This is a genomic window from Kutzneria sp. 744 (genome assembly GCF_000568255.1).
Taxonomy (GTDB): domain Bacteria; phylum Actinomycetota; class Actinomycetes; order Mycobacteriales; family Pseudonocardiaceae; genus Kutzneria.
This window is the reverse complement of the sequence record NZ_KK037166.1, coordinates 8873506-8895344: the sequence shown is the minus strand read 5'-3', so window position 1 is coordinate 8895344 and position 21839 is coordinate 8873506. Positions and strand designations below refer to the sequence as shown.

Here is a 21839-nt window from a genome sequence, read left to right as displayed (position 1 = left end):
TCCTATGTGACACCTGAGCGCAAGTGGGAAGCGCATGTGGCGTTTGGTCAGCGCAGGGTGCGGGGGCGGACGGCGTTGGCGCGGTCGACCAGGGCCACCCGTTCCGTGACGGTGCTGGCCAGGCGGGCCAAGGTGCGGTAGCAGTCCTCCAGCCCGAAGCGCAGGCCCCGCTCGGTCAGCTCCGCCCCTAACACCGTGGTGACGCCGTTGTCGCCGCCGGGCTTGCCGGCCAGGACCCAGTCGAAGGCGGCGCCGAGGACGTCGGCGGTGAGCTTGACCCGCTTCTGCACGTCCAGCAGGAGATGGTCGAGGCGGTTGCCGGACTCCAGGAGGTCGGCGACGGTGAGCTCGGCGGGACGGCGGTCCCGGATGCGGACCTTCAGGGCGCCGATCTGCGCGGAGAGGTACTGGCTGGAGCTGTCGGGCACGGTGTCGAGGATCTCCACGGCCCACGACCGATGCCCCTGGGCCAGCCGGGTCCGGGCCAGACCGAAGGCGGCGCTGACGTAGCCGTGGTCGGTGCGCCACACCAGCTCGTAATACCGCGCGGCAGCGCCATGATCACCACAGAGCTCGGCGCTGACGGCCAGGGCCAGCTTGGCGGCGGGCTCGCCGGGCAGCCGGTCGTACACGGCGTTGAAGGCGACCTTGGCCTCCTTCGGCTTGGACTGGGCGATCGCCACCAGGCCCCGGTACCAGCTGACCCGCCAGTCCCCCGGCACGTCCTCGGCCGCCTCGTCAAGGGCGGCAGCGGCCGACGGCAGGTCCTCCAGGTCGATGTACGCGCGGGCCCGCCGCAACAGGACTTCGGGCGTGACCATGGGGGCGTTGTCCAGGCTCTGCAACATGGCCTTCGGATCGACGCCGGTCACGGTGGCGAGGAAACCGGCGGCCGGGTCGCCGGCGTTGACCTGCGGCACGGGCAGCGCGACGGCGACCTCGTGCGGCTCAGGCGCCAACAGCTCGTCCCGTGGCCCGAAAGGACGGCGCTCGGGGCTGAACATGTGCGACAGCCGGGGCGGCGGCTGCTCGCCGCCGATGGCCACGACCTCCCGCAGCACGCCGACCAGCTGCTCGGCCATGTCCTCGGCCGAATGGAACCGCTGCTCGGGCTTCTCGTGCGTGGCACGGGCCAGAAACCGGTGGTACGACTCGTAGATCTCGAACAGCGGCACCTCCTCCGGCCCGGGCAGGCTGTGCTTGCGGGTGCTGCGGTACTCCGGGAACTCGAAGCTGAGCACGGCCATCATCCGCCCGACCGTGTACAGGTCGGACGCGATCGACGGCCCGCGCCGGCCCAGCTCCGGCGCGCTGTAGCCGGCGGTGAAGAACAGCGGGCTCTCGTAGTCGTCCATCCGCCGCACGGCGCCCAGATCCAGCAGCTTGAGCTGCTCGTCGGTCTGGATCACGTTGTCCGGCTTGAGATCGCAGTACAGCAGGCCGACACCGTGCAGATAACCCAGCGCGGGCAGGATCTCCAGCCCGTACGCGATGACCTGGGGCAGCGGCATCGGCTCGATCCGCCGGTCCGGCCGGCGGCGCTTGTAGGCCAGCTCCCGCAGCGAGTCGCCGCCGACGTACTCCATCACGATGTAGCCGACCATCGTGCCGGTGTCGGGGTCCGGGTGCTGCACGAAGTTGTAGATCTTGACGATGTTCGGGTGCTCGACCTCGGCCAGGAACCGCCGCTCGGCCACGGCGGCGGCCATCGCGGCCGGGTCGCCGGTGTCGATCAGGCCCTTGAGCACCACCCAGCGGTCGTTCACGTTGTGGTCGCGGGCCAGGTAGATCCAGCCCAGCCCGCCGTACGCGAGGCAGCCCAGCACCTCGTACTGCCCGCCGAGCACCTCGCCCGGCGTCAGCTTCGGCACGAACGAGAACGGCGTGCCGCAACGCGGGCACACGCCGACGGTCTCCCCCGCCGCCCCGTTGTCGCCGCGGCCGACGCGGGACGCGCAGTGCGAGCAGAACCGCTTGTTCTCGGCCACCATCGGGTCGTCCAGCACGGCGGTCGACGGGTCCCGGTAGGGCACGCGCGGCACCTCGACCAGGCCGGCGCCCAGGCCGCCGCGGCCGAGCGACGGCCCGGTCAGCGGTCTGGAGCCCTGGCTGGACGGCCGCCAGTGCGAGTCGGTGTGCCCGGTCGGCGCGAGGCCGGTGGCGGCGGGTTCCCACTGCTCGGTTGCCATCGTCAGTCCTGGTATCGCGGGGTCGGCGGCGCGGGCACGGGGCCGAGCCGATCGCCCAGCCAGTGCTTGTAGTCGTTGGTCCAGGTGCCGTCCGCGCGGATCTTCTCCAGCACCGCGTTGATGAAGCGGACGAAGTCGGTGTCGGTCTTGGGCACGGCCAGCCCGTACGGCTCGTCGGCGAACCGCGGCCCGACCACCTTGGTGTACGGGTCCTGCGCGGCCAGCCCGGCCAGGATCGTGTCGTCGGTGGACGTCGCGTCGACCTGGCCCTGTTGCATGAGGACCAAACAGTCCGTCCAGTTGTCCACGGACACCAGCTGCGGCTTGGAGGCCACCTTGGTCAACGCGTCCAGCGAGGTGGATCCCTTGGTGGCGCACACTTTCTTGCCGGCCATGCCGCCGATGTCCCGCACGGTCGAGTTCGCGTCGACCAGAACCCGTTGCCCGGCCGAGAAGTACACCGACGAGAAGCCGACCTGCGCGGCCCGCGCGCAGTCGATGGTGAAGGTGCGGGCCACGATGTCCACCTGTCCCTGTTGCAGCACCGGAATCCGGTCGGCGGACGTGATCGCCTTGAACTGGATCCGGTCCGGGTCCCCGAACAGGGCCTCCGATACCGCATGCAGCATGTCCACGTCGAAGCCCTCGACCTGGCCGGTGATCGGGTCGCGGAAGCCCATCGGGAACGTGTTCTGGTCCACGCCGGCGATCAGCCGCCCACGCTGCACGATGCGGGCCATGGTCGAGCCGTCCGGCATCTGCCCGGGCGGCGGCAGCGGGCCGCTGGGCCGGAGGCTGGCCGTGGCGTCGCATGTGGTGTCCGGGCCGTTGGCGCCGGTGGTCGGCGCGGGCGAGCCGGCGACGCCCGGCGGCTCGGGCATGGTGACCGAGGAGGAGCTGTCCACGGGCTGCGCGGGCACGACCGAGCCGCACCCCGCCAGCACCATCGCCAGCGCGGTCACCGCAACCGCCGCCCTCACCAGTACTCCCTGAACCGCTGCCAGATTCCCCACCCCGAGGCTACGCCGATCAGCACCGCGATGACGATCAGTCCGGGCCGCAGCAGGATCAGCGCCGAATCGGCGGCCGAGGCCTGCCGGTTGAACGCCGTGCGCGCGGTGTCCAATGCGGACACGAGGTTGTGGTCGAGGTCGGCGAACAGGGTGCCGCTGCTGCTCGCGCTGGCGCCGATGCTGGCCTGCACGGCCTGGTTGTACTGGCCGGCGTCGTCGGCGTCGCGGATCCGTCGGTGCACCGTCATCCAGGCCTGCTGGGCGCGGATCGCATTGTCCAGTGCCGTCTGGACGGACGGGTCGGTGGCCATCGCCCTGGCCTGCCCGAGCAGGCCCTGCGAGCCGTCACGGCCGCCGAGCCGGTTGGCGGCCGTGAGGTAGTCGGTCTGGTAGCTCTGGCCGTTGCCGCGGACGACCAGCGTCAGCGTCTCGTCGGCCCGGGCCTGCACCGCCGCGAACCGGGCCTGCACCAGCACGGCGACCTGGTCGGAACCGTCCTTTCTGGCACTGTCCAGGTGCAACGTCACGGCCGTCATCGCCGCGGCTGTCCACAGCAGCCCGATCACCGCGGCGGTGCTGGCCACCACCAGGCCCGTGTTGACCAGGCGGTTGGTCGCGCCGACCAGATACCACTGGGCCGCGAACAGCAGGCCGACGGTGATCAGCAGCAGCACGATCTGCCGATCGGGAACGACGTCGCCGCGTCCTGCTCCTGGGTCAGGCGGGCGTTCTCGGCCCGGTACAGCTGCTCGGCGGCCGGCAGCAGCTTGGCCCGCATCAGGCCGGACGCCTCACGCAGGTAGGCCGCGCCGACCGGGAAACCCTGGCGGTTGTTGGCCCGCGCCGTCTCCACCAGCCCCGCGTAGATCGGCAGCTGGCTGGACAGCGTCTCCAGCGCGCCCGGGGCAGCCTGGGTGCCGGCCTCCAGCGTCAGCGCCGACGTGGCCTGGGCGATGTCGGCCAGGTACTGCTGGCGGGTCGCCGCCGGCTCGATGCCGCCGGCGAGGAAGGCGCTCGACGCCGTGGCGTCGGCGTCCTGGAGGGCGCGGTAGATGTCCTGCGCGGCCACGCTGAGCGGCTCGGCGCTGGTGGCCAGGTCCTGCACGTCGTCGCCCTTGGCCTGCACGCCGGACGAGGTCACCACGCCGACGATGATCGCCAGCACGACCAGGCCGGCGGCCATGCCGACCAGCCGTCCGGGCGTGGAGCGGACCAGCTTGCGGGCCAGCCGCCACAGCCGGATCGGCGCGCGCGGCAGGGCCGCGGCCCGGGTGATCACACCGGCCACCGGCGATCACCCCTTCCCCGCTCGTCCTCCCATGTCGACTATCGATCGTGAGGTCGCGCGGCGCTACCCGAATCGATGAGCGGGCACCACATGTCTGCCCCTCGGTGTGGTTGCCCTCACCTGGTTGGCGCAGGCCGGGGACCCATTGACGAACCCGATTGGTCTAGGTGAGGAACAATGGCCGGCATGACCACCGACGTGCTGCGTTACGCGGCGTTCACCACCACGCCCGCCGGCGGCAACCCCGCCGGCGTCGTGCTGGACGCCACCGGGCTGGACGAGGCCGACCAGCAGAAGATCGCCGCCGAAGTGGGCTACTCCGAGACCGCCTTCGTCACCAGGGCCGAGGACGGCTACCGGGTGCGCTACTTCAGCCCGCTGGCCGAGGTCGCCTTCTGCGGGCACGCCACTATCGCCACCGCCGTCGCCCTGGCCGAACGCGACGGTCACGGGCCGCTGCTGTTCCACACCCAGGCCGGTGAGATCCCCGTCACCACCACGCTCGGCGACGACGGCCTCACGCGGGCCAGCCTGACCAGCGTGCCCACCTCGTCCCGCGAGGCCACCCCCGAGGAGATCGCCGACGCCCTCGTCGCGCTGCGCTGGTCCACCGCCGACCTGTCCAGCCAGCACGTGCCCCATGTCGCCTTCTCCGGCAACCACCACCTGATCCTGGTGCTCGCCTCGCGGGCGCGGCTGGCGTCGCTCAGCTACGACTTCGACCGCCTGACCACGATCATGACCCGCTTCGACTGGACCACCGTGCAGCTGCTGTGGCCCGAGAGCGACACCGTCTGGCACTCCCGCAACCCGTTCCCCGTCGGCGGCGTCGTCGAGGACCCCGCCACCGGCTCCGCCGCCGCGGCCTTCGGCGGCTACCTGCTGGCCACCGGCCGGGTCACGGAACCGGTGCGGCTGACCCTGCGCCAGGGCGAGGACATGGGCCGCCCCAGCCTGCTCACCGTCGACCTCGACCCCGCCGACCCCCGGGTGACCGTAAGTGGCAACGCGACCCGGCTAACGACGGGCGGCGCCGGAGCGAATTAGCCCTGGACAACCCCACATTCGGCCTCTGCACGGCCGGGTCTTCGGCGCGTACCCTGGACAGTCCAGGGGCGTAGTAGGAGTGTGACGCCATGGCTCCCGAGAAGAGCCCCAAGAAGGGCGCGACCAAGAGCCGCAAGCAGGGCGCGCCGATCATCGCCCAGTCACCCTCGGTGGTGGCCGGCGGCCGGGAGTTCGTCATCCTGCCCAGCTCCGTGGCCACCGTCCCGGCCCGCAAGTCCAAGCAGGACTGAGTCACAGCACCTTCCGCACGGCCCGCTCCAGGCTCTTGAACAGCTTGTTCAGCTGGTGCGAGTCCAGCTCGGAGATGATCGACGAGGGCTGGTTCGTCTCCGTGTCCCGCACGAACCTGGTCGTGTGCAGGCTGATGGCGCCGATGGTGAGCTGGTCCACCGGGTATTTGCGGAGCCTCTTGGCCGACCCCGTCGACTCGGCCACGATCGGCGTCGCGACGATGCCCCGCCACGCCGGCGCGCCCGGCGTCGGATGGGAATTCGCGGCGATCGGGGACCCCAGGAACACCGCTTGGGCGGCAGTGACGGCAGAGCCGCGGCAGATCGGCACACCGATCTGGGCCGCTGAGTCATCCCTCGGCACGTAGGCGGACGTGCCGATCAGGTTCAGCGCGTAGTGGGCGCGCCCGTGGGAGCGGGGCCTCGCGCGCAGCCAGAGGAACAGCGCGAAACGCTCGCCGTCAGGCCCGCCGACGGTGCCCGTGTGCGCGCAGGCAAAACCGCGCAGCACAGCGATCGGGCCGTCCGGCGCGTGCAACGCACGGTGGAGCCGCTTGTTGAGCCGCGCCGCCTCGTTCCGCACCGGCATCGCCGCCCGGCGGCCGCAGCCGAGGTCGCGGTAGCAGCTGTCGAGCTTGCGCTTGAGCCGACGGTCGTACACCAGGGACCGCGCGCCGCCTTTCGGACGACCCTTGTAGCGCTTCGGCTCGACGACGGCCAGGCTCAGCTCGGCCAGCACCTGGTTGAGCTGGGAGTAGGACTTCAGGAAAATCGTCCGCAGACGCAGTTTGCGTTTCATGAACCGGCTGGATTCGATGGCGTAGTGCGCCGCCTCGGCCGCGTCGTCCTTCTCGGACGGCGGCTCCGGCACGACCAGGGCGAATCGGGCTCGACCCTTGCCCTTGATCGTCGACTGGTACAGCGGGCCGACCAGGTTCGGGTCGGTCATGCTGAGGCCGACGAACAGCGTGCATGACTTTTTCAGCGACCGGTAAACCAATTCACGCGCATCAGCGCCGTGACGAAGGAACTGCGACTCCGTCAGCACGATCGGCAGCTTGTCCTCCTTCGGCTCCCGCTCGACGATACCGTGCATGTGCAGGACGCAGATCTTGTCGGCCTTGACCGCCTTTCTCCACTCCTTCGCGTCATTGAGGCCGTACGACCGAATCTTCTCGTGAGGAAAGTACCGTTGCAGCGCGAGCTCGACCACCTTGTCGAAGTTCGTGGTGATCAGCCGGACCTCGCCCTTCCCGCCGGTCGCCTTCCGCCGGGCCGCGACCAGGCGGGCGATCGACAGCGCGAGCTGGCCGACGCCGTTCTCGAGGTCGTCCGGATAGAGTGCCCTGCGGATGATGTTCGACAGTTCCGCCTTCGGCTTCGCCGGATTTATCAGCGTCAGCACGATCTCGGCCTTGCGCATCAGATCGGACTTGTCGTGCTCCGCCATGGCCTGCAGGCCCTTGTCACCGATCTGCGGAATCATGTTCTCGATCAGCGCCGGCCATGAACGCAGGCCGGAGTTCATCGAGACCCCGGCGCCGATCACGATCGTCAGCGGTTTTCGCAGGTTACCGACACGTATGCGCAGGTCACGAAGATAGGGCTGGTGACGGAACGAGAGCATCCGCTTCTCGACAAAATCCCTGTGCGTGACCATACTGAGCTCCACACGTGCGAAATCCGAACCGTTCGACTTCTCGGTCGACCCGGTGGACATCGCGAGCCTGTGGCGGTCCGTTAGCGTGCGGCGGATAGGAACACCCGGGCGGAGCAGCTCAGGAATCGAGCGTCTTGGACAGGAAAGTCCGGCTCACGCCGTTGTCGCCGCCGACCTCGCCGCGGCTCGGCCCCTTTTAGGCCGACGCCTCGCTCAGATCCCCTGCCAGGCGGGCTTCGTCGCGTAGGTGGAGCGGTAGTAGTCGGCCAGTTTGAGCTGGCCGGCGGCGGCCTCGTCGAGGATGACGGTGGCGTGCGGGTGCAGCTGGAGCACCGAGGCCGGCACGACGGCGGCCAGCGGGCCCTCGACGGCGAGGGCGACGGCCTCGGCCTTGGACTCGCCGGTGGCCAGCAGGATGAGGTGCCGGGCCTCCATGATCGTGCCGATGCCCTGGGTGAGCACGTGCTGCGGGACCTCGTCGAGGCCGGCGAAGAAGCGGGCGTTGTCGACCCGGGTCTGCTTGGTCAGGGTCTTGACCCGGGTCCGCGAGCCGAAGGACGAGATGGGCTCGTTGAAGCCGATGTGGCCGTCGGTGCCGATGCCGAGCAGCTGGAGGTCGACGCCGCCGGCCGCGGCGAGGGTCCGCTCGTAGTCGGCGCAGGCCTTGACCACGTCGGCGGCCGAGCCGTCCGGTCCCATGAACCGGTCGTCGGAAATGCCGAGGCGGTCGAGGACCTCGCGGCGGACGACCTCGCGGTAGGACTCGGGGTGGCCGGCGGGCAGGCCGACGTACTCGTCGAGCTGGCAGATCCGGGCGCGGTCGAGGTTCAGGCCCTGCTCACGGCGGCGCTGGAGGGCCTCGTAGACGGGCAGCGGGGTGGAGCCGGTGGCGACGCCGATCAGCGCGTCGGGCTTGCGGCCGACCAGGTCGGCAATGGCGCCCGCGGCCAGGTCACCCTGCGCTGGCGCGTCCGGCACGATCACGATCTCCATTTTGAGGCCCCCGACGACTCGGTCCAGTGGCCAGACCAATCTTAGCCGTGCGTTTGTGTTTTCGGGAGAACGTGCGCGGCGACACGTTCACGGGAGTTTCCCCGAACGATCAGCGAGATGGCCAGGCCGAGCTCCCAGGCGAGGACCGGGATCGCCGGGACGGCGGCGACGACGGAGAACTGGGCGACCACGCCGAGCAGCTGGGCGGCGCTGACCAGGAACAGCAGCGGGCCGCCGACCAGGCCTCAGGATCGGCACGATCTTCGGCGCCAGACCGGCCTTGAGCACGAGGATGCGGCGAGCACGGTGTTTCGTTGCCGCAGACGAAGCCTTGGGCCGAGCAGAACGTCCCGTTGTTGCAGCGTGAACAGCGTCGTGGCCTCGACGGACGGCAGGGCCAGCAGCGGGAGCACGCCCACGGCGATGACCGCCGCCTCCAGCGTGCGCAGGCCGATGTAGCCGAGGGCGACGGCCTCGCCGTGCCGTTTGACGAACGGGTACAGCGCGACGGCGGTGCCGATGACGGCCAGCGCCAGGATGATCTCCAGCAACGCCCCGACCTGCACGTTCGGGTTCGTTCCGCTGGACGGATCGGTCAGCAGCCGGTCGTACAGGATCACCGCGGCTATGGACGTCACGTGCGTGACCAGGTACAGCGCGCCGGCGGATCTCATGCGTCTCCCCTCCTGGGTGTACGGCGTACACCTCGCTGTCCGGAACAGTAGGTGTACGCTGTACACCTGTCAAGCCGTCCGTTCGGGAGGAGCGCATGCCGGCTCGCCGGGAACAGCTCAATCGGGACCGGGTGCTCGCCGCGGCAGTGGCGCTGGCCGACGCCGAGGGGGCCGACGCCGTCAGCATGCGGGGCCTGGCCCAGCGGCTCGGCGTGGTGCCGATGGCGCTGTACAAGCACGTGGCCAACAAGGACGAGCTGCTCGACGGCATGATCGACGCCGTCGTGCTGGAGATCGAGGCGCCCGTCGACGGCCTCGACTGGCGATCGGCCGTGCGACGGCGGATCCTGTCGGCGCGGACCGTCCTGTTGCGACACCCGTGGGCCCGGCGGGCCATGGAGTCCAAGACCACGCCGACGCCGATCGTGTTGGCCTACATGGATTCCACCATCGGGATCTTCCTCGGCGGAGGCTTGTCCGTCGACCTCACCCACCACGTCATGCACGCGCTGGGCAGCCGCATCTACGGCTTCACGCAGGAGCTCTACGACACGACGCCCGCGATCGAGATCCCGCCCGAGGTCGCCCAGTTCATGGCCATGCAGTTCCCCAACATCGTCGCCGTCGTCACCAGCAGCCCGCACGACCCGGGATCGGTCGTCGGACCCGGCTGCGACGACCAGTTCGAGTTCGAGTTCACCCTCGACCTGTTCCTGGACGGCGTCGAACGCCTGCACCACAAGGGATGGCACTCCTAGGCCCCGGCGCGATGCCTCGGACGAGGCGAAATACCATCAGCGGCATGGCACTGGACAGGCTGAAGTCGACGTGGGAGAAGCTCGGGCGGGTCGACCCGCGGTGGGCGGTGCTCACCGACCCCGACCGCCGGCGCGGCGGCTGGGACACCGACGAGTTCCTGGCCACCGCCGCCGCGCCCATCGCGCACGTCCGCGAGCTCACCGCGGCCGCCGGGCTCTCCCTCGGCGCGCGGGCCCTCGACTTCGGCTGCGGCGCCGGCCGGCTCAGCAACGGGCTGGCCGCCCACGTCGACACCGTCGTCGGCGTGGACATCGCGCAGTCCATGGTCGACGAGGCCAACAAGATCAACCGTTTCCCGGACCGGGTCTCGTTCACGTCCTACGACGGGCACCGGCTGCCGTTCGAGGACGAGTCCTTCGACTCCGTGGTCAGCCTCATCTCCATCCAGCACTCGCCGCCGGCCGTGCAGCTCGCGTGCCTGGTCGAGATGCACCGGGTGACCAAGCCCGGCGGTGTGCTGGTGCTCCAGATGCCGGCCCAGCCGGCCAAGCCCACGTCATTGGCGCTCGACGCGATGCGTGCCGCCATCGAGCCGCTCGACGTGCCCGCCTCCCTCGGCGCCGGGCAGACCGCCGTCGTGCGGGCCCGGGTCACCAACCTGAGCTCCGTCGTCTGGCCGGCCGGGCAGCTCATCCGCCTCGGCAACCACTGGCGGCGGGGCGAGGAGGCCGTGCGGTGGAACGACGGCCGCACCGACATCCCGTCCGACATCGCTCCCGGTGACTCCGTGGAGATGCACGTCCCCGTCGCCGCCCCCGACGAGCCTGGTTCGTACGAACTGGAGCTGGATCTCGTGCAGGAGGCCGTTTCCTGGTTCGCCGAGGCAGGCGGCACCTCCGTCCGGGTTCCCGTTTCCGTTGCCGGCGCCCCGGTTCCGGTTGCCGCCTCCCCCGTCGCCGCTACCCCGGATTCCGACTCCGCGCCGCTTTCCGATGCCGCTCCGGTCGTCGAGGGTCGTGAGGACGGCGGCATGGAGATGTTCGGCGTGGACCCCACCTTGGTGCGCTTGTTGTTCGCCCACTGCGGTTCCGACGTCGTCGCCGCCGTTCCCGACGACATGTCCGGCTCCGAGTGGGAGAGCTTCACCTACGTCATCCGCCGCGGCGCCACCCTCTAGTCGAACCTGACGAAGGCGCGCAGCGTGCCCTCCCCGAAGTCCCGGATCTCCTTGTATCCCAGGGCTTCGTAGAAGGCTCGCTGCGCTTTTTCGTCGTCCGTCAGCAGCACCTTCTGCCGCACCGACCGGTACCGCTCCAGCACCGCCTCCACCAGCTTTCGGCCTGTGCCTTCACGTTGCGCCTCCGGGTGCACAAGCACGTCTTGCAGGTAGCAGACGGTCGCATCGTCCGACACCGCCCTGGCCAGCCCCACCAGCCGGTCCCCCATCCTCGCCGTCACCACGTACGACGACCCCTCTATGGCCTTCCGCAGCACCTCCGGATGGCCCGTGTACGCCGTCCAGCCCACCGCGCCGTAGAGGTCCAGCAGTTCCTCCAGCGGCACCTCGGATTCCGGGCCGATCACCGGTTCGTCCATGGCCCGCACCCTAGGCGATGAGCTCCTCGGCGACCCAGTGGGCGACGCCGTCGGGGTAGGGGGCGGGGAGGCCGAGGACGAGGTGGGAGAAGCCGGCGTCGACGGCTTCCTTGATGGCGGCACGGGTGGTGGCGGGGTCGTCGTAGGAGACGGCGAGGTGGATGGAGCGGGTGATGGTGGCGGGGTCGCGGTCGATCTCGGCGCAGTAACGGTCGAGCAGCGCGCTGCGGCTGACGGCGTCGGGGAGGTCGCCGCCGGGGATGTTCCACAGGTCGGCGTGCTTGGCGACGAGGCGCAGGGTGGCCGACGAGCGGCCTCCGATGAGCAGCGGCGGATGAGGGCGCTGGAGAGGCTTGGGGTTGCCGAAGGCGCCGGTGAGGGAGACATGCTCGCCCGGGAAGTCGAAAGGCGCGTCCTCTGTCCACAAGCGACGGATGACGGTGCAGGCCTCGTCCAGGGCGGCGACGGCGTGGGCGGAGTCGTGGAAGGGCAGGCCGTGGGCGGCGTATTCGCGGCGGGCCAGGGGGTGGTCGGGGCGTGAGCCGACGCCGATGCCGAAGTCGAGGCGTCCGCCGGAGACGTGGTCGACGGTGGTGGCGATCTTGGCCAGCACGGCCGGCGGGCGGAAGCGGTTGCTGGTGACCATGACGCCGAGGCGCAGCCGGCTGGTCTGGGCGGCGAGGGCGGACAGCAGGGTCCAGCCCTCGAAGATGGGGCCGTCGGGGTCGCCGCCGATGGGCATGAGGTGGTCGAACAGCCAGGCGTGCTCGATGGCGGGCACGTCGTCGGCCTCACGCCAGACGCGTCGCAGGTCGGCGTAGTCGGCCTGCATGGGAGCGGTCATGATTCCGAACCGAGGCATGACTGGCCTCCAGGTGGCACACTAGGGGAAACGGAACATTGCTCCGTTAACGATACGGAGCAATGTTCCGTTTAGCAAGGAGGCACGGTGACCCAGCGCGCGGATGCCCGGCGCAACCAGCAGGCGCTGCTCGACGCGGCGGCGGAGGTGTTCGTCCGCTCGGGGGTGGACGCGCCGGTGCGCGACATCGCGGCGACGGCCGGCGTCGGCATGGGCACGATCTACCGGCACTTCCCCACCCGTGCGGAGCTGATCATCGCCGTCTACCGGCACCAGGTCGAGGCCTGCGCCGAGGCGGGCCCGCGCCTGCTGGCCGCCGACCCGCCGCTCGTCGCGCTGGGCCGGTGGATCGACCTGTTCGCCGACTTCCTGGTCACCAAGCACGGTCTGGCCGGCCTGATGCAGTCCGACGACTTCCGGCCGCTGCACGAGTACTTCCTCGATCGGCTCGTGCCCGTGTGCACCTCGCTGCTCGACGCGGCCGCCGCGGCCGGCGAGATCCAGGGCGATCTCACGGCGTACGAGCTGATGCGCGGGGTCGGCAACCTGTGCATCGGATCGGACGACCGCTACGACGCACGCCGCCTGGTCCGGCTGCTGGTCAGCGGACTAGCCGCGCCACGTCCAGCTTCTCCTTGAGCTGGCCGTAGGTCAGCATCAGGTCGGCGACCCGCTGCAAGCGCTCCCGTGACACCGAGGTCGGAAACACCGGGATCGCGACCTCCTTGGCGATGGCGGGCGTCACTCCCCCGACGAAGGTCGGCAGGATCCGTTGCACGGCAACGACATCGCGCGCGTCGGCGGCCCCGCGTTCGATTGCGCGCCGGAAGGCGGCGACGGCGTTGGGCTTCTGCTGCGTGAACTTGTCGAGCGCGAAGTAGCCGGCGATGGGGAGATCGTGGGCGGGACCGGGGCCGTAGAGGTCGACGACCGGGACCGTGCCGACCTGTCGGCGGGCGATCGTGATGAACGGCTCCAGCTGCAACGCGGCGTCGACTTCCTTGCCGGCCAAGGCCGCCGGGGTGTCGGCGTGGTGCACGATGGGCGTCTTGACCGTGTTCGGATCGACGCCGTCGGCCTGGAGGATGGCCTTGAGCGCGAGCAGCGGGATGTCATTGGGGGCATTGCTGCTGACGGTCTTCCCGGCCAGATCCCGCGCGGTGTGGATACCGGAATCGGGGCGAGTGGCCACGATCTGCACGTGCGGGGCGCCCTGCGAGCCGTCGGCCAGAACCCGGTAGTCGCCGGTGCCGTTGGCCTGCGCCTGGAACAGCGTCGCCCAGTTGCCGAAGCCGATGTCGATGTGGTCGCCCGCGAGCAGTGGCAGGCTGTCCGTGCCGCTCTTCGTCGGCGTGATCTTGATGGTCAGCCCCTCGTCGCGGAAGTATCCCTTGCTCAGGGCCAGATAGAACGGGGCCGTGTCGATCACCTGCATCACGCCGACACGGATCGCCGTCTCCCCGTTGCCGTGCTGTTCCTGCGTCCCGTTGAGCACGCTGCACCCCGTGACGACTACGAGCATTGTCAGCAGTAGCGCGATGCGACGCATGACTCATGCTCCCTTGTGGACTGTTCGCCAGCAGACCGTGGCGAACCGGACGTCGACCGTGCCGTCCGGTTCCGCGGGCACTGTTGATCGTTGGCGGTCGAGGAATTCCTTGCGTTCCACCGGATCCAGCGTGAGGACGCGACTGTAGGTGCCGAGCAGGGCGACCAGGTCGTCGATGTGGCGACGCCAGGTCCAGTGCAGCACACGGTATTGGGGCGTCGCGAACGGCGCTTTTGTCGCCAGGATCAGGCGACCTGGCCGGCGGTTCTCGTCGTGGGCCGACGTGACCGGCCACCAGAACCTCTCGGTCCAGTCGCTGTCGATCTGCGGCAGATTCCAAGCTGCGGCAAGGGTTCCTCCGGGGCGGAGAACCCTCGCCGCCTCGCGCGTGGCTTGCGGCTGAGCGAACCAGTGCCACGACTCGAAGGCCACCACCAGATCCGCGGCGGCGGCGTCGACCGGGATGTTCTCGGCCGTGCCGGCGAGCAGCTTCGCGTTGTCGACGGCGAAGGCCGCTCGCATGTTCGGGTCGGGCTCCACGGCCAGCGTCTCGTCAGCGAAGACAGCGAGGCGGCGCGTCTGAATACCCGTGCCCGCACCGAGTTCCACTGCCCGTCGACACGGCTGCGGCACCAGCCAGTCGAAGGCGGCGAGCGGGATCTCGGACCGGCGCCGGTGATACGCCTCGGCGATGGCTCCGAACGCGTGGGACACGGTCGCAGTGTGGCGACGACGCCGAGGGTGTGGTGACGATTCGTTGGCGTGTCACCGAAATGGTGCAGTCGGCCGGCAAGATGGTGTCGTCTGAAACTCGACACATGGTTGCCCGAGAGCGGGACTCGCGGCTTGAAACCTACATTCGGTGTGCCGCAGAGCGTGACTCGCCGGGGTTGACGTGGGTGGATATGGCGGTGATGTCGGCGGGGCCCAGTTGGCAGCAGCCGCCGACCAGGAGGGCGCCGTCACGGATCCACGTGGGGACGAGCGAGGGGTCGAACGTGGGGTTGCCGTCCCAGGAGCGGGCGACGGGATCCCAGCCCTCGCCGCTGTTGGGGTACACGACGACGGGCTTGCCGCTGACGGCGGCGGCCAGCGGAACGGCGGCCGCGGCGTCGAGCGGGTCGCAGCAGTTGACGCCGACGGCCAGAACCGAGGGCACGTCACGGACCAGGGCGAAGGCCTCGGCCAGGGGCTGGCCGGCGCGGGTGACGGAGCCGTCGATGCTGAAGGAGAGCCAGACCGGGATGTCGATGTCGGCGATGACGGTCAGCAGGGCCTCGGCCTCGTCGACATCGGGAATGGTCTCCAGGGCCAGGACATCGGGCGAGGCGGAGGCCAGCACCTCGATGCGCGGCCGGTGGAAGTCGACGAGTTCCCGGTGGGAAAGCCCGTAGCGGCCACGGTATTCGGAGCCGTCGGCGAGGACCGCGCCGTAAGGGCCGACCGAGGCGGCCACCCACAGCCGGCGATCGACGTTGGCCTGGAACGAGGCCTGTCGGGCCAGCCGGACGCTGAGGCGCAGCAGCTCGGGGGCGTCGTCGCCGAAACCGGCGTAGGAGGCCTGATAGCTGGCCGTGGTGGCGATGTCCGCGCCGGCTTCGAAATACGCCCGGTGCGCGGCGACGATGGCCGCCGGATCGTCGCGAAGCAGCCGTGCCGACCACAGCCGATCGGACAGGTCGTGGCCGGCGGCGGCGAGCTGGTTGGACAACCCGCCGTCGAGGACCAGCGGCGTGTCCAGGCGGAAAGCCATGGCTACTGGGCCGGACCCTTCGCGAGTTGCACGGTCACAGTCTGCTGGCCCTCGGCCGACAACACGCCGACCGACACCCGGTCGCCGGGGTGGAACTGGGTCAGCAGCGTCGTCAGGGTGTTCGGGGAATCGACGGCCTGGCCGTTGACGGACGTGACGACATCACCCTCGGAGATGCCGGCGGCCTGGGCCGGCGAGTTGGCGAGCAGCCCGGAGACCACCGCGCCGTTCACCGCCTGGGCCCGGCGCCCGCGGCCGGTCGCGGCCGGCGAGACCTGCACGCCGAGCAGGGCGGAGTCGCCGATGTGCACGGTCGCGCTGGACTGGTGGGCGGCGATCTGCTTCTCGATGGCCATGGCCTGGTCGATGGGGATGGCGAAGCCCTGCCCGCCCCCGGTCGGCTGCCCGCCACGGTCCATCTGGAAGCCCTGCGACGCCGCGGTGTCGACGCCGATGACCTGTCCGCCGGAGTTCACCAGCGGCCCGCCCGAGTCGCCCGGCTGCACGTTGGCGGCGACCTGGATCAGGCCCGTGAGCTGCTCCGACGTGCCGTCCTCGCTGGAGGCCGTGATCGACTGCTCCAGGCTCGTCACGGTGCCGGCAGCCACACTGGGTGCGCCGCCGACGCCGCCCGCGTTGCCGATGGCCAGGATCTGGTCGCCCTGGGCGACGCCGGCCGACGAGCCGATGGGCGCCGCGGCCAGGCCCGACGCGTTCTGGAGCTGGATGACCGCGATGTCGTGCGACCGGTCGTAGCCGACGACCGAGGCCTGGTACGTCTTGCCGTTGCCGATGTCCACCGCGCTGATGCTGGTCGCGCCGTTGATCACGTGGTTGTTGGTCAGCACCAGGCCGTTGGACGACAGCACGATGCCCGTGCCGGCCGCCTGCGCCTGCTGGAAGCCCAGCGTGGTGTTGATGTCGACCAGCGTCGGATCGATCTTGGCGGCGATCCCCTGGCCGTCCGCCGGCGTCTGCTGCTCGGTCCGGCCCGGCTGCCCCGGCAGCGTGTACTGCTCCAACGGCGAGCCCTGTGACTGTCCGTGCAACAAAGTCGGGATGTAGTTGCCGGCCGCCGCGCCCAGCGCGACCCCAGCCGCCACCGCCAGCACCACCGTCAGCGCCGTTCGCCCCGTCCGGCGCGGGGGCGGCGGGGGTGGGGGCGGGGGCGGGTAGCCGAAGTAACCGCCCTGGTCCGGCATCTGCGGGTAGCCGTACGGCTGGGTCATCGCCCTCTCCTCGACGCCGTGGCGCTTTTGCTGCTCCTCACCACTACACCTCGCGTACCTGAGGAGAGCCTGAGTGCAGGCTGTCAAGGGAGGGGTAAGAATATGCTCATGGACGACGGCGATGTGCTGGGACGGGTCAAGGCGCTGGTCGACGAGGAGCACACGCTCCGCGGCCACCACGAGCCGGACACCGCACGGTTGGCGCAGGTAGAGGCCGAGCTGGACCGCTGCTGGGACCTCCTGCGCCAGCGGCGGGCCAAGGAGGAGTTCGGCCGCAACCCCGACGAGGCCGCGGCCCGCTCGACGCGCGAGGTCGAGAACTACCGCCAGTAGCGCGGGCGTTCTCTGGACAGGCCCCGCCCCATCCGGGCGGGGTTCGTACTGGTCAGGCCGCGCCCGGGCCGGGATGCTTCGGCGATGTGCCCAGCCACGCGCGAGGTTTGGCCATCTCCCGTGTTTGCTGTGCCGGCTGCCCGCGGTCGGCAGGTGGATGCCGGTGCGCCCGTACGGGTCCAGGTCGACCAGCAAGGTCAAGGCCCAGTGCCGCAGCACCCGCCACCTCTCAGCAGCCCGGGTCAACCCGCGAAGTCGAACTACCCGCGAGCAGCCACCAGCCCCGTAGACAGACAACGTTGCCCCACCTACGACTAAGACAGCCCCCGCCCTATCCCGGGGTGGCCGCCCCAAGCCCAGCCTACCCACGCCGGCCCGAAGTAGATCTCGGACGAGGGGTGGCGCGTTGACTCATTGAAAATGCCCGGGAGGATGAGTCGTTGCCTCACGAAGGAATGCCCGCGGGCGGCGTGGCATCTCACCTTGACCAGCAGCGGTGACTCATCGTGATCGATGGGGTTGACGATGAGCGAACGCGAGGCCGTGACCAGGCAGCTGGCCCGGCGCTACCGATCAGCGTCCAAGACCGACAAAGCCAGGATCTTGGACGAATTGTGCGTGTTGACCGGCTGGCACCGCGACCACGCCCGCAAAGCCCTGCGCACCACACCCAGACCGAAACCCAGTGTTCCGCAACGAAAAACCCGCGAGCCCGTGTACAGCCCCGAGGTGATCACGGCACTACGCAAGGTCTGGGCGATCCTGGACGCGCCCTGCGGCAAACGCCTGGCCCCGTTCCTCCCCGACATCGTCGACCGCCTCCTGGCCTGCGGCGAGCTGTCGATCAGCGACGAGATCCGCTACCAGCTGGCGCGCATGTCCGCGGCCACCATCGACCGCCGCCTAGCCCCCGACCGCGCCCGCTGGCAACCCCACGGCCGCGCCCGAACCAAACCCGGCAGCCTGCTCAAATCCCAGATTCCCATCCGCACCTGGGCCGACTGGGACGAGGACCACCCCGGCTTCGTGGAGATCGACCTGGTCAGCCACGACGGCGGCAACGCCACCGGCGAACACGCCTGGACCCTGACCGTCACCGACATCGCCACCGGCTGGACCGAAAACCGCGCCGTGCGCAACAAGGCCGAGGTCTGGGTCCTAGCCGCCCTCGACCAGATCGTGGCCGGGTTCCCGTTCCCCGTGCTGGGCATCGACTCCGACAACGGCAGCGAGTTCATCAACGCCCACCTACTGACCTACTGCCGCGACCACGAGATCACCTTCACCCGAGCCCGCCCCGGCCACAAAAACGACGGCGCCCACGTCGAACAGAAGAACTGGTCAGTCGTGCGCCAGACCGTCGGCTACCACCGCCACACCGGCGAGACCCAACTCGACCTACTCAACGGCGTCTACGCCCTACTCCGCGACCAGATCAACTTCTTCACCCCGCAACAGAAACTGATCTCCAAAACCCGCCACGGCGCCACCGTCCACAAGAAACACGACACCGCCCAAACCCCCTACCAACGCACCCTGACCCACACCACCGTCGACATCGTCGACACCGACGCCCTGCGCGAGCACTACCAGCGCCTCAACCCCGCCGCCCTCCGCCGCGAGATCGTCGCACTGTGTGACGCCCTGGCCCACGAAGTCCTCGCCCCCGACCTCACCCACCTCGCCACCGCCCTCGCCCACGCGGGCATTCTTCGTGAGGCAACGACTACCCCCAAGCGGGCATCTTGACATGAGGCAACAGGGTGGCTGTGGATAAGTCGGTGCCTGTGGATGGGCGGGAAACGGCAGGTCAAAGGCGTAGAACGTCGCCAGTAGCGCCCCTATGGGGGCCGGCGCTGCGGATCCGTGCGCGTCGGCCCCCATCAGGGCGCACTGCCGGGCCTCAGGAGCGGGCGTCGCGGCCGGTGCAGGTGTAGCGGCGGTGCAGGATGCGCCGGCCGAGGGAGTCGGTGACGCGGGAGCAGCGGCAGGCGCCGATGTCGAGGCCGTCCTCGACGGGGCGGGTGCGGTAGGTGGGTCGACGGACACGCTGGTGCAGGGTGGTCATGGGCTCGGCTCCGCTCTTCCGGGGGGATGCGTATCGCGTACCCGGTGACGACCGGCGGCCAAACGCGAGGTGAACTGCGCCACCGGAACGGCGGTGCGGGCCTCACGGACGGTGCCGGTACCTGCGCCGAGCGTGGGAATGCGGTGCGGCTGCGCGTCCTCAGGAAGACATCACTACTCTCTCGGTGTGATCGTCACTCATCGCACCGCCTCCGGAGCGGTCCATGGCCGGTAACCGGTTCGGGCCGCTGGACCCGTTCTGCTTCCTGGCGGTCGTGCCGCTGGTGATCGTGGCGGTCGTGCTCGTCATCAGCGACCTGGTGGTGTTCGCGCTGGTGCCGGTGGCCATCGCCGGGCTGATCCTGCTCGGCGACTCGTGGGCCAACCGGCGACCGTCCTAGGACCTCACGCGTCGCGTCGTCGCAGCAGGTAACCGCCGACGAGCAGGGCGAGCAGCGCATACCCGCAGAACACCGCGAAACCGGCCCACGGGCCGAGGGTGGCGGCGGCGTCGGGATGGACGACCAACACCTGCTGCCCGGCGTTGCTGGGCAGGTACGGGTTGATCTTGTCGCCCCAGTCGGACGGCAGCGCCTCGCCCAACACGGGCAGGACGAGCAGCAGCCCGAACAGGGTGGCGACGGCCCCGGCGGTGCTGCGCAGCACGAAGCCGATGCCGGTGCCGACCAGCCCGACGACGGTCAGGTACAGCCCGGTCCCGACGACGCCCCGCAACACGCCGTCGGCACCGAGGCCGACGTCGAGGTGCTGGCTGGCCAGGAAGGCCTGACCGACGAAGAACGCGGCGAACGAGGCGATCTCGGTCACGACCAGGGTGATGCCGGCGAAGATGACGGCCTTGCCGACCAGCACGGGCCAGCGGCGTGGCGCGGCGGCGATGCTGGAGCGGATCATGCCGGTGGCGTACTCGCCGGTCACGACCAGCACGCCGAGCACGCCGATGACCAGCTGGGCGATGGCGTATCCCCGCAGGCTGACCTGCGCCGGGTCGATCGCCGCCTGCCGCGCGGGCGGCATGGTGGGGTACTGGTTGGCGGTCACGAGGGCGAACAGCCCGCCGAAGACGATCATGGCCAGCACCATGCCGCCGAGCGCGAAGTAGGACGAGCGCAGCGACCAGAACTTGGACCATTCCGCGCGCAGCACGCGCGGGAGGGTCACGCGCACGCTGTCGGGCAGTGCGGTGCGCGCAGCAACGGGCTTCGAGGCCACGGCGGTCATGACGCCTCCCGGTATTCGACCGCGTCCTTGGTCATGTCCATGAACGCGTCCTCAAGCGACGCGGTGACGGGCGTGAGCTCGTCGAGGGCGATGGCGTGCCGACAGGCGACCAGGCCGATGGCCGAGCTGTCCATGCCGTGCACCTGCAACACATCGGGCGCGATGAGCTCCACGGTCACACCCGGGCCGACGAGCCGCTCCCGCAGCTCCTCCGCCTCACGGGCGCGGACCCGGACGCTCGCGTCCATCATGGCGGTGAACTCGGCCATCGAGGCATTGGCGATCAACTTGCCCCGGCCGACGACGATCAGGTGGTCGGCGGTCAGCGCCATCTCGCTCATCAGGTGCGAGGAGACGAAAACCGTCCGCCCCTCGGACGCCAGCGACCGCAGCAGGTTCCGGATCCAGCGCACGCCTTCTGGATCGAGCCCGTTGACGGGTTCGTCCAGGATCAACGTCGCCGGATCGCCCAGCAGCGCGGCGGCGACGCCCAGCCGCTGCCCCATGCCCAGCGAGAAGCCGCCGACCCGCTTGCGGGCCACCTCGCGCAGACCGACCAGGTCGATGACCTCCTCGACCCGACGGCGCGGAATGCCGTGGGTCAGGGCCATCGCCAGCAGGTGGTGGTACGCGGACCGTCCGGTGTGGACGGCCTTGGCCTCCAGCAGCGCGCCGACCTCCCGCAGCGGCGCGGCGTGCTCGGCGTAGTGCCGGCCGTTCACCAGCACGTCGCCGGAGGTTGGCCGGTCCAGCCCCAGAATCATGCGCATGGTGGTGGATTTCCCGGCCCCGTTGGGGCCGAGGAAGCCGGTCACCGCGCCCGGTCGCACAGTGAACGACAGGTCGTCGACAGCGACCTTCGCCCCGTACCGTTTGGTCACACCGTTGACTTCAATCACGACCGTAGAGTGCTACGACCGTCCTGACAGCACTCTCAGAAACCCTGGCTCCACGCCGCGGCGACGGCGGCCCGCGTCTTCACGCCGAGCTTGGTGAAGATCCGGGACAGGTGCGCCTCGACGGTCTTCGGGCTCATGAACAGCTGCTCGGCGATCAGCCGGTTGGTGTGGCCGGCGGCCACGAGCTCGGCGATCTGGCGCTCACGGTCGCTCAGCTGCACCGGACCGTCCTGGCTGGGCTTGCGGGTGCGGCCGCCGACCCGGCGCTGGTGGATCTCCGCCTGCCGGAACAGCGGTTCCGCCCCGCAGGCGCCGAACAAAGCCTTGGCCCGGCCGAATTCGGCCATGGCGGCGGTGCGGTCCTCCAGCACGGAGCCGGCGAACATGTGGGCCTGGGCCTGATAGAGCCGCATGCCGGCGCCCTCGAACGCGGCG

Annotated in this window: 26 protein-coding genes; 8 read left to right on the top strand and 18 right to left on the bottom strand. The window is 70.1% G+C overall.

Annotated features, from left to right (window positions below; all coding sequences use genetic code 11):
• Positions 1 to 47 precede the first annotated feature (47 nt).
• From KUTG_RS40865 to KUTG_RS57170, 4 genes are read right to left on the bottom strand one after another with little or no spacing between them, the layout of a single operon-like run.
• Positions 48 to 2189 (bottom strand): serine/threonine-protein kinase, encoded by a 2142-nt coding sequence (locus KUTG_RS40865; RefSeq protein ID WP_052395995.1) that lies wholly within the window; start codon positions 2187 to 2189, stop codon positions 48 to 50.
• A 2-nt stretch (positions 2190 to 2191) separates the two neighbouring features.
• Positions 2192 to 3169 carry a glutamate ABC transporter substrate-binding protein gene (locus KUTG_RS40860; RefSeq protein WP_232241223.1) on the bottom strand — a complete coding sequence of 326 codons (978 nt, stop codon included), beginning with the start codon at positions 3167 to 3169 and terminating at the stop codon, positions 2192 to 2194.
• Positions 3166 to 3876 (bottom strand): hypothetical protein, encoded by a 711-nt coding sequence (locus tag KUTG_RS57175; protein ID WP_052395994.1) that lies wholly within the window; start codon positions 3874 to 3876, stop codon positions 3166 to 3168. The genes KUTG_RS40860 and KUTG_RS57175 overlap by 4 nt, the downstream gene beginning before the upstream one ends.
• Positions 3864 to 4490: a hypothetical protein gene (locus KUTG_RS57170; protein ID WP_052395993.1), complete on the bottom strand. Its 627-nt coding sequence runs from the start codon at positions 4488 to 4490 to the stop codon at positions 3864 to 3866. Before KUTG_RS57170 ends, KUTG_RS57175 begins: the two co-directional genes overlap by 13 nt.
• Before the next feature lie 186 nt (positions 4491 to 4676).
• Between KUTG_RS57170 and KUTG_RS40850 the strand changes: the two genes are divergently transcribed.
• Entirely contained in the window at positions 4677 to 5537 is an 861-nt protein-coding gene (locus KUTG_RS40850) for a PhzF family phenazine biosynthesis protein (protein WP_198047484.1), read from the top strand.
• 89 nt (positions 5538 to 5626) lie between these two features.
• Positions 5627 to 5788, top strand: a complete 162-nt coding sequence (locus KUTG_RS59575) for a hypothetical protein (protein ID WP_157495141.1) — start codon at positions 5627 to 5629, stop codon at positions 5786 to 5788.
• Between the two features lies 1 nt (position 5789).
• On the opposite strand, the gene KUTG_RS40845 is transcribed toward KUTG_RS59575, so the two are convergent.
• The 4 genes from KUTG_RS40845 to KUTG_RS40835 form a co-directional block, all read right to left on the bottom strand.
• Positions 5790 to 7448: an SIR2 family protein gene (locus KUTG_RS40845; protein WP_198047483.1), complete on the bottom strand. Its 1659-nt coding sequence runs from the start codon at positions 7446 to 7448 to the stop codon at positions 5790 to 5792.
• Positions 7449 to 7661: 213 nt separating this feature from the next.
• Entirely contained in the window at positions 7662 to 8441 is a 780-nt protein-coding gene (locus tag KUTG_RS40840) for a glucosamine-6-phosphate deaminase (RefSeq protein ID WP_043724721.1), read from the bottom strand.
• A 41-nt stretch (positions 8442 to 8482) separates the two neighbouring features.
• Entirely contained in the window at positions 8483 to 8632 is a 150-nt protein-coding gene (locus tag KUTG_RS59570; RefSeq protein ID WP_157495140.1) for a hypothetical protein, read from the bottom strand.
• A gap of 54 nt (positions 8633 to 8686) precedes the next feature.
• Positions 8687 to 9115: a DUF4386 domain-containing protein gene (locus KUTG_RS40835; protein WP_052395992.1), complete on the bottom strand. Its 429-nt coding sequence runs from the start codon at positions 9113 to 9115 to the stop codon at positions 8687 to 8689.
• A gap of 95 nt (positions 9116 to 9210) precedes the next feature.
• On the opposite strand from KUTG_RS40835, the gene KUTG_RS40830 reads away from it, so the two are divergent.
• Complete coding sequence (locus KUTG_RS40830; RefSeq protein WP_043724719.1) at positions 9211 to 9873, top strand: TetR/AcrR family transcriptional regulator; 663 nt, start codon at positions 9211 to 9213, stop codon at positions 9871 to 9873.
• A 44-nt stretch (positions 9874 to 9917) separates the two neighbouring features.
• Positions 9918 to 11051 (top strand): methyltransferase domain-containing protein, encoded by a 1134-nt coding sequence (locus KUTG_RS54560; RefSeq protein WP_052395991.1) that lies wholly within the window; start codon positions 9918 to 9920, stop codon positions 11049 to 11051.
• Here the strand turns inward: KUTG_RS54560 and KUTG_RS40820 are convergent.
• Positions 11048 to 11470 carry a GNAT family N-acetyltransferase gene (locus tag KUTG_RS40820; RefSeq protein ID WP_043732354.1) on the bottom strand — a complete coding sequence of 141 codons (423 nt, stop codon included), beginning with the start codon at positions 11468 to 11470 and terminating at the stop codon, positions 11048 to 11050. The two genes, KUTG_RS54560 and KUTG_RS40820, sit on opposite strands and share 4 nt — an antisense overlap.
• A gap of 10 nt (positions 11471 to 11480) precedes the next feature.
• The gene (locus KUTG_RS40815; protein WP_043724716.1) at positions 11481 to 12332 is read right to left on the bottom strand and encodes an LLM class flavin-dependent oxidoreductase; all 852 of its coding nucleotides are present in this window, start codon (positions 12330 to 12332) and stop codon (positions 11481 to 11483) included.
• Between the two features lie 87 nt (positions 12333 to 12419).
• Between KUTG_RS40815 and KUTG_RS40810 the strand changes: the two genes are divergently transcribed.
• The gene (locus tag KUTG_RS40810; protein ID WP_043724714.1) at positions 12420 to 12971 is read left to right on the top strand and encodes a TetR/AcrR family transcriptional regulator; all 552 of its coding nucleotides are present in this window, start codon (positions 12420 to 12422) and stop codon (positions 12969 to 12971) included.
• Here the strand turns inward: KUTG_RS40810 and KUTG_RS40805 are convergent.
• The 4 genes from KUTG_RS40805 to KUTG_RS40790 form a co-directional block, all read right to left on the bottom strand.
• Positions 12934 to 13881, bottom strand: coding sequence for an ABC transporter substrate-binding protein (locus KUTG_RS40805; RefSeq protein ID WP_043724709.1), 948 nt, complete (start codon positions 13879 to 13881; stop codon positions 12934 to 12936). The genes KUTG_RS40810 and KUTG_RS40805 overlap by 38 nt on opposite strands.
• A gap of 3 nt (positions 13882 to 13884) precedes the next feature.
• A complete protein-coding gene (locus KUTG_RS40800; protein WP_043724707.1) occupies positions 13885 to 14595 on the bottom strand; it encodes a class I SAM-dependent methyltransferase in 711 nt (236 codons plus the stop codon).
• A 139-nt stretch (positions 14596 to 14734) separates the two neighbouring features.
• Positions 14735 to 15634 (bottom strand): homocysteine S-methyltransferase, encoded by a 900-nt coding sequence (gene mmuM, locus KUTG_RS40795; protein ID WP_043724705.1) that lies wholly within the window; start codon positions 15632 to 15634, stop codon positions 14735 to 14737.
• Between the two features lie 2 nt (positions 15635 to 15636).
• On the bottom strand, positions 15637 to 16863 hold the full coding sequence (locus KUTG_RS40790; RefSeq protein ID WP_198047482.1) for a S1C family serine protease: 1227 nt from the start codon (positions 16861 to 16863) through the stop codon (positions 15637 to 15639).
• 108 nt (positions 16864 to 16971) lie between these two features.
• Here KUTG_RS40790 and KUTG_RS40785 point away from each other — a divergent pair, with 108 nt between their 5' ends.
• Both KUTG_RS40785 and KUTG_RS40780 read left to right on the top strand, forming a co-directional pair.
• Positions 16972 to 17196 (top strand): DUF2630 family protein, encoded by a 225-nt coding sequence (locus tag KUTG_RS40785; protein ID WP_043732349.1) that lies wholly within the window; start codon positions 16972 to 16974, stop codon positions 17194 to 17196.
• Positions 17197 to 17721: 525 nt separating this feature from the next.
• Complete coding sequence (locus KUTG_RS40780) at positions 17722 to 18945, top strand: integrase catalytic domain-containing protein (RefSeq protein ID WP_157494705.1); 1224 nt, start codon at positions 17722 to 17724, stop codon at positions 18943 to 18945.
• A 154-nt stretch (positions 18946 to 19099) separates the two neighbouring features.
• Here KUTG_RS40780 and KUTG_RS59565 read toward each other — a convergent pair whose 3' ends face one another.
• Complete coding sequence (locus KUTG_RS59565; RefSeq protein WP_157495138.1) at positions 19100 to 19264, bottom strand: hypothetical protein; 165 nt, start codon at positions 19262 to 19264, stop codon at positions 19100 to 19102.
• Between the two features lie 223 nt (positions 19265 to 19487).
• On the opposite strand from KUTG_RS59565, the gene KUTG_RS59560 reads away from it, so the two are divergent.
• A complete protein-coding gene (locus KUTG_RS59560) occupies positions 19488 to 19664 on the top strand; it encodes a hypothetical protein (protein ID WP_157495136.1) in 177 nt (58 codons plus the stop codon).
• A gap of 4 nt (positions 19665 to 19668) precedes the next feature.
• Here the strand turns inward: KUTG_RS59560 and KUTG_RS40775 are convergent, their stop codons facing one another.
• The 3 genes from KUTG_RS40775 to KUTG_RS40765 form a co-directional block, all read right to left on the bottom strand.
• Positions 19669 to 20505 (bottom strand): ABC transporter permease subunit, encoded by an 837-nt coding sequence (locus KUTG_RS40775; protein ID WP_043724703.1) that lies wholly within the window; start codon positions 20503 to 20505, stop codon positions 19669 to 19671.
• Positions 20502 to 21404, bottom strand: coding sequence for an ABC transporter ATP-binding protein (locus KUTG_RS40770; RefSeq protein ID WP_043724700.1), 903 nt, complete (start codon positions 21402 to 21404; stop codon positions 20502 to 20504). Before KUTG_RS40770 ends, KUTG_RS40775 begins: the two co-directional genes overlap by 4 nt.
• Positions 21405 to 21439: 35 nt before the next feature.
• Positions 21440 to 21839: helix-turn-helix transcriptional regulator (locus tag KUTG_RS40765; RefSeq protein ID WP_198047481.1), on the bottom strand; the 400-nt coding region annotated here is incomplete at its 5' end.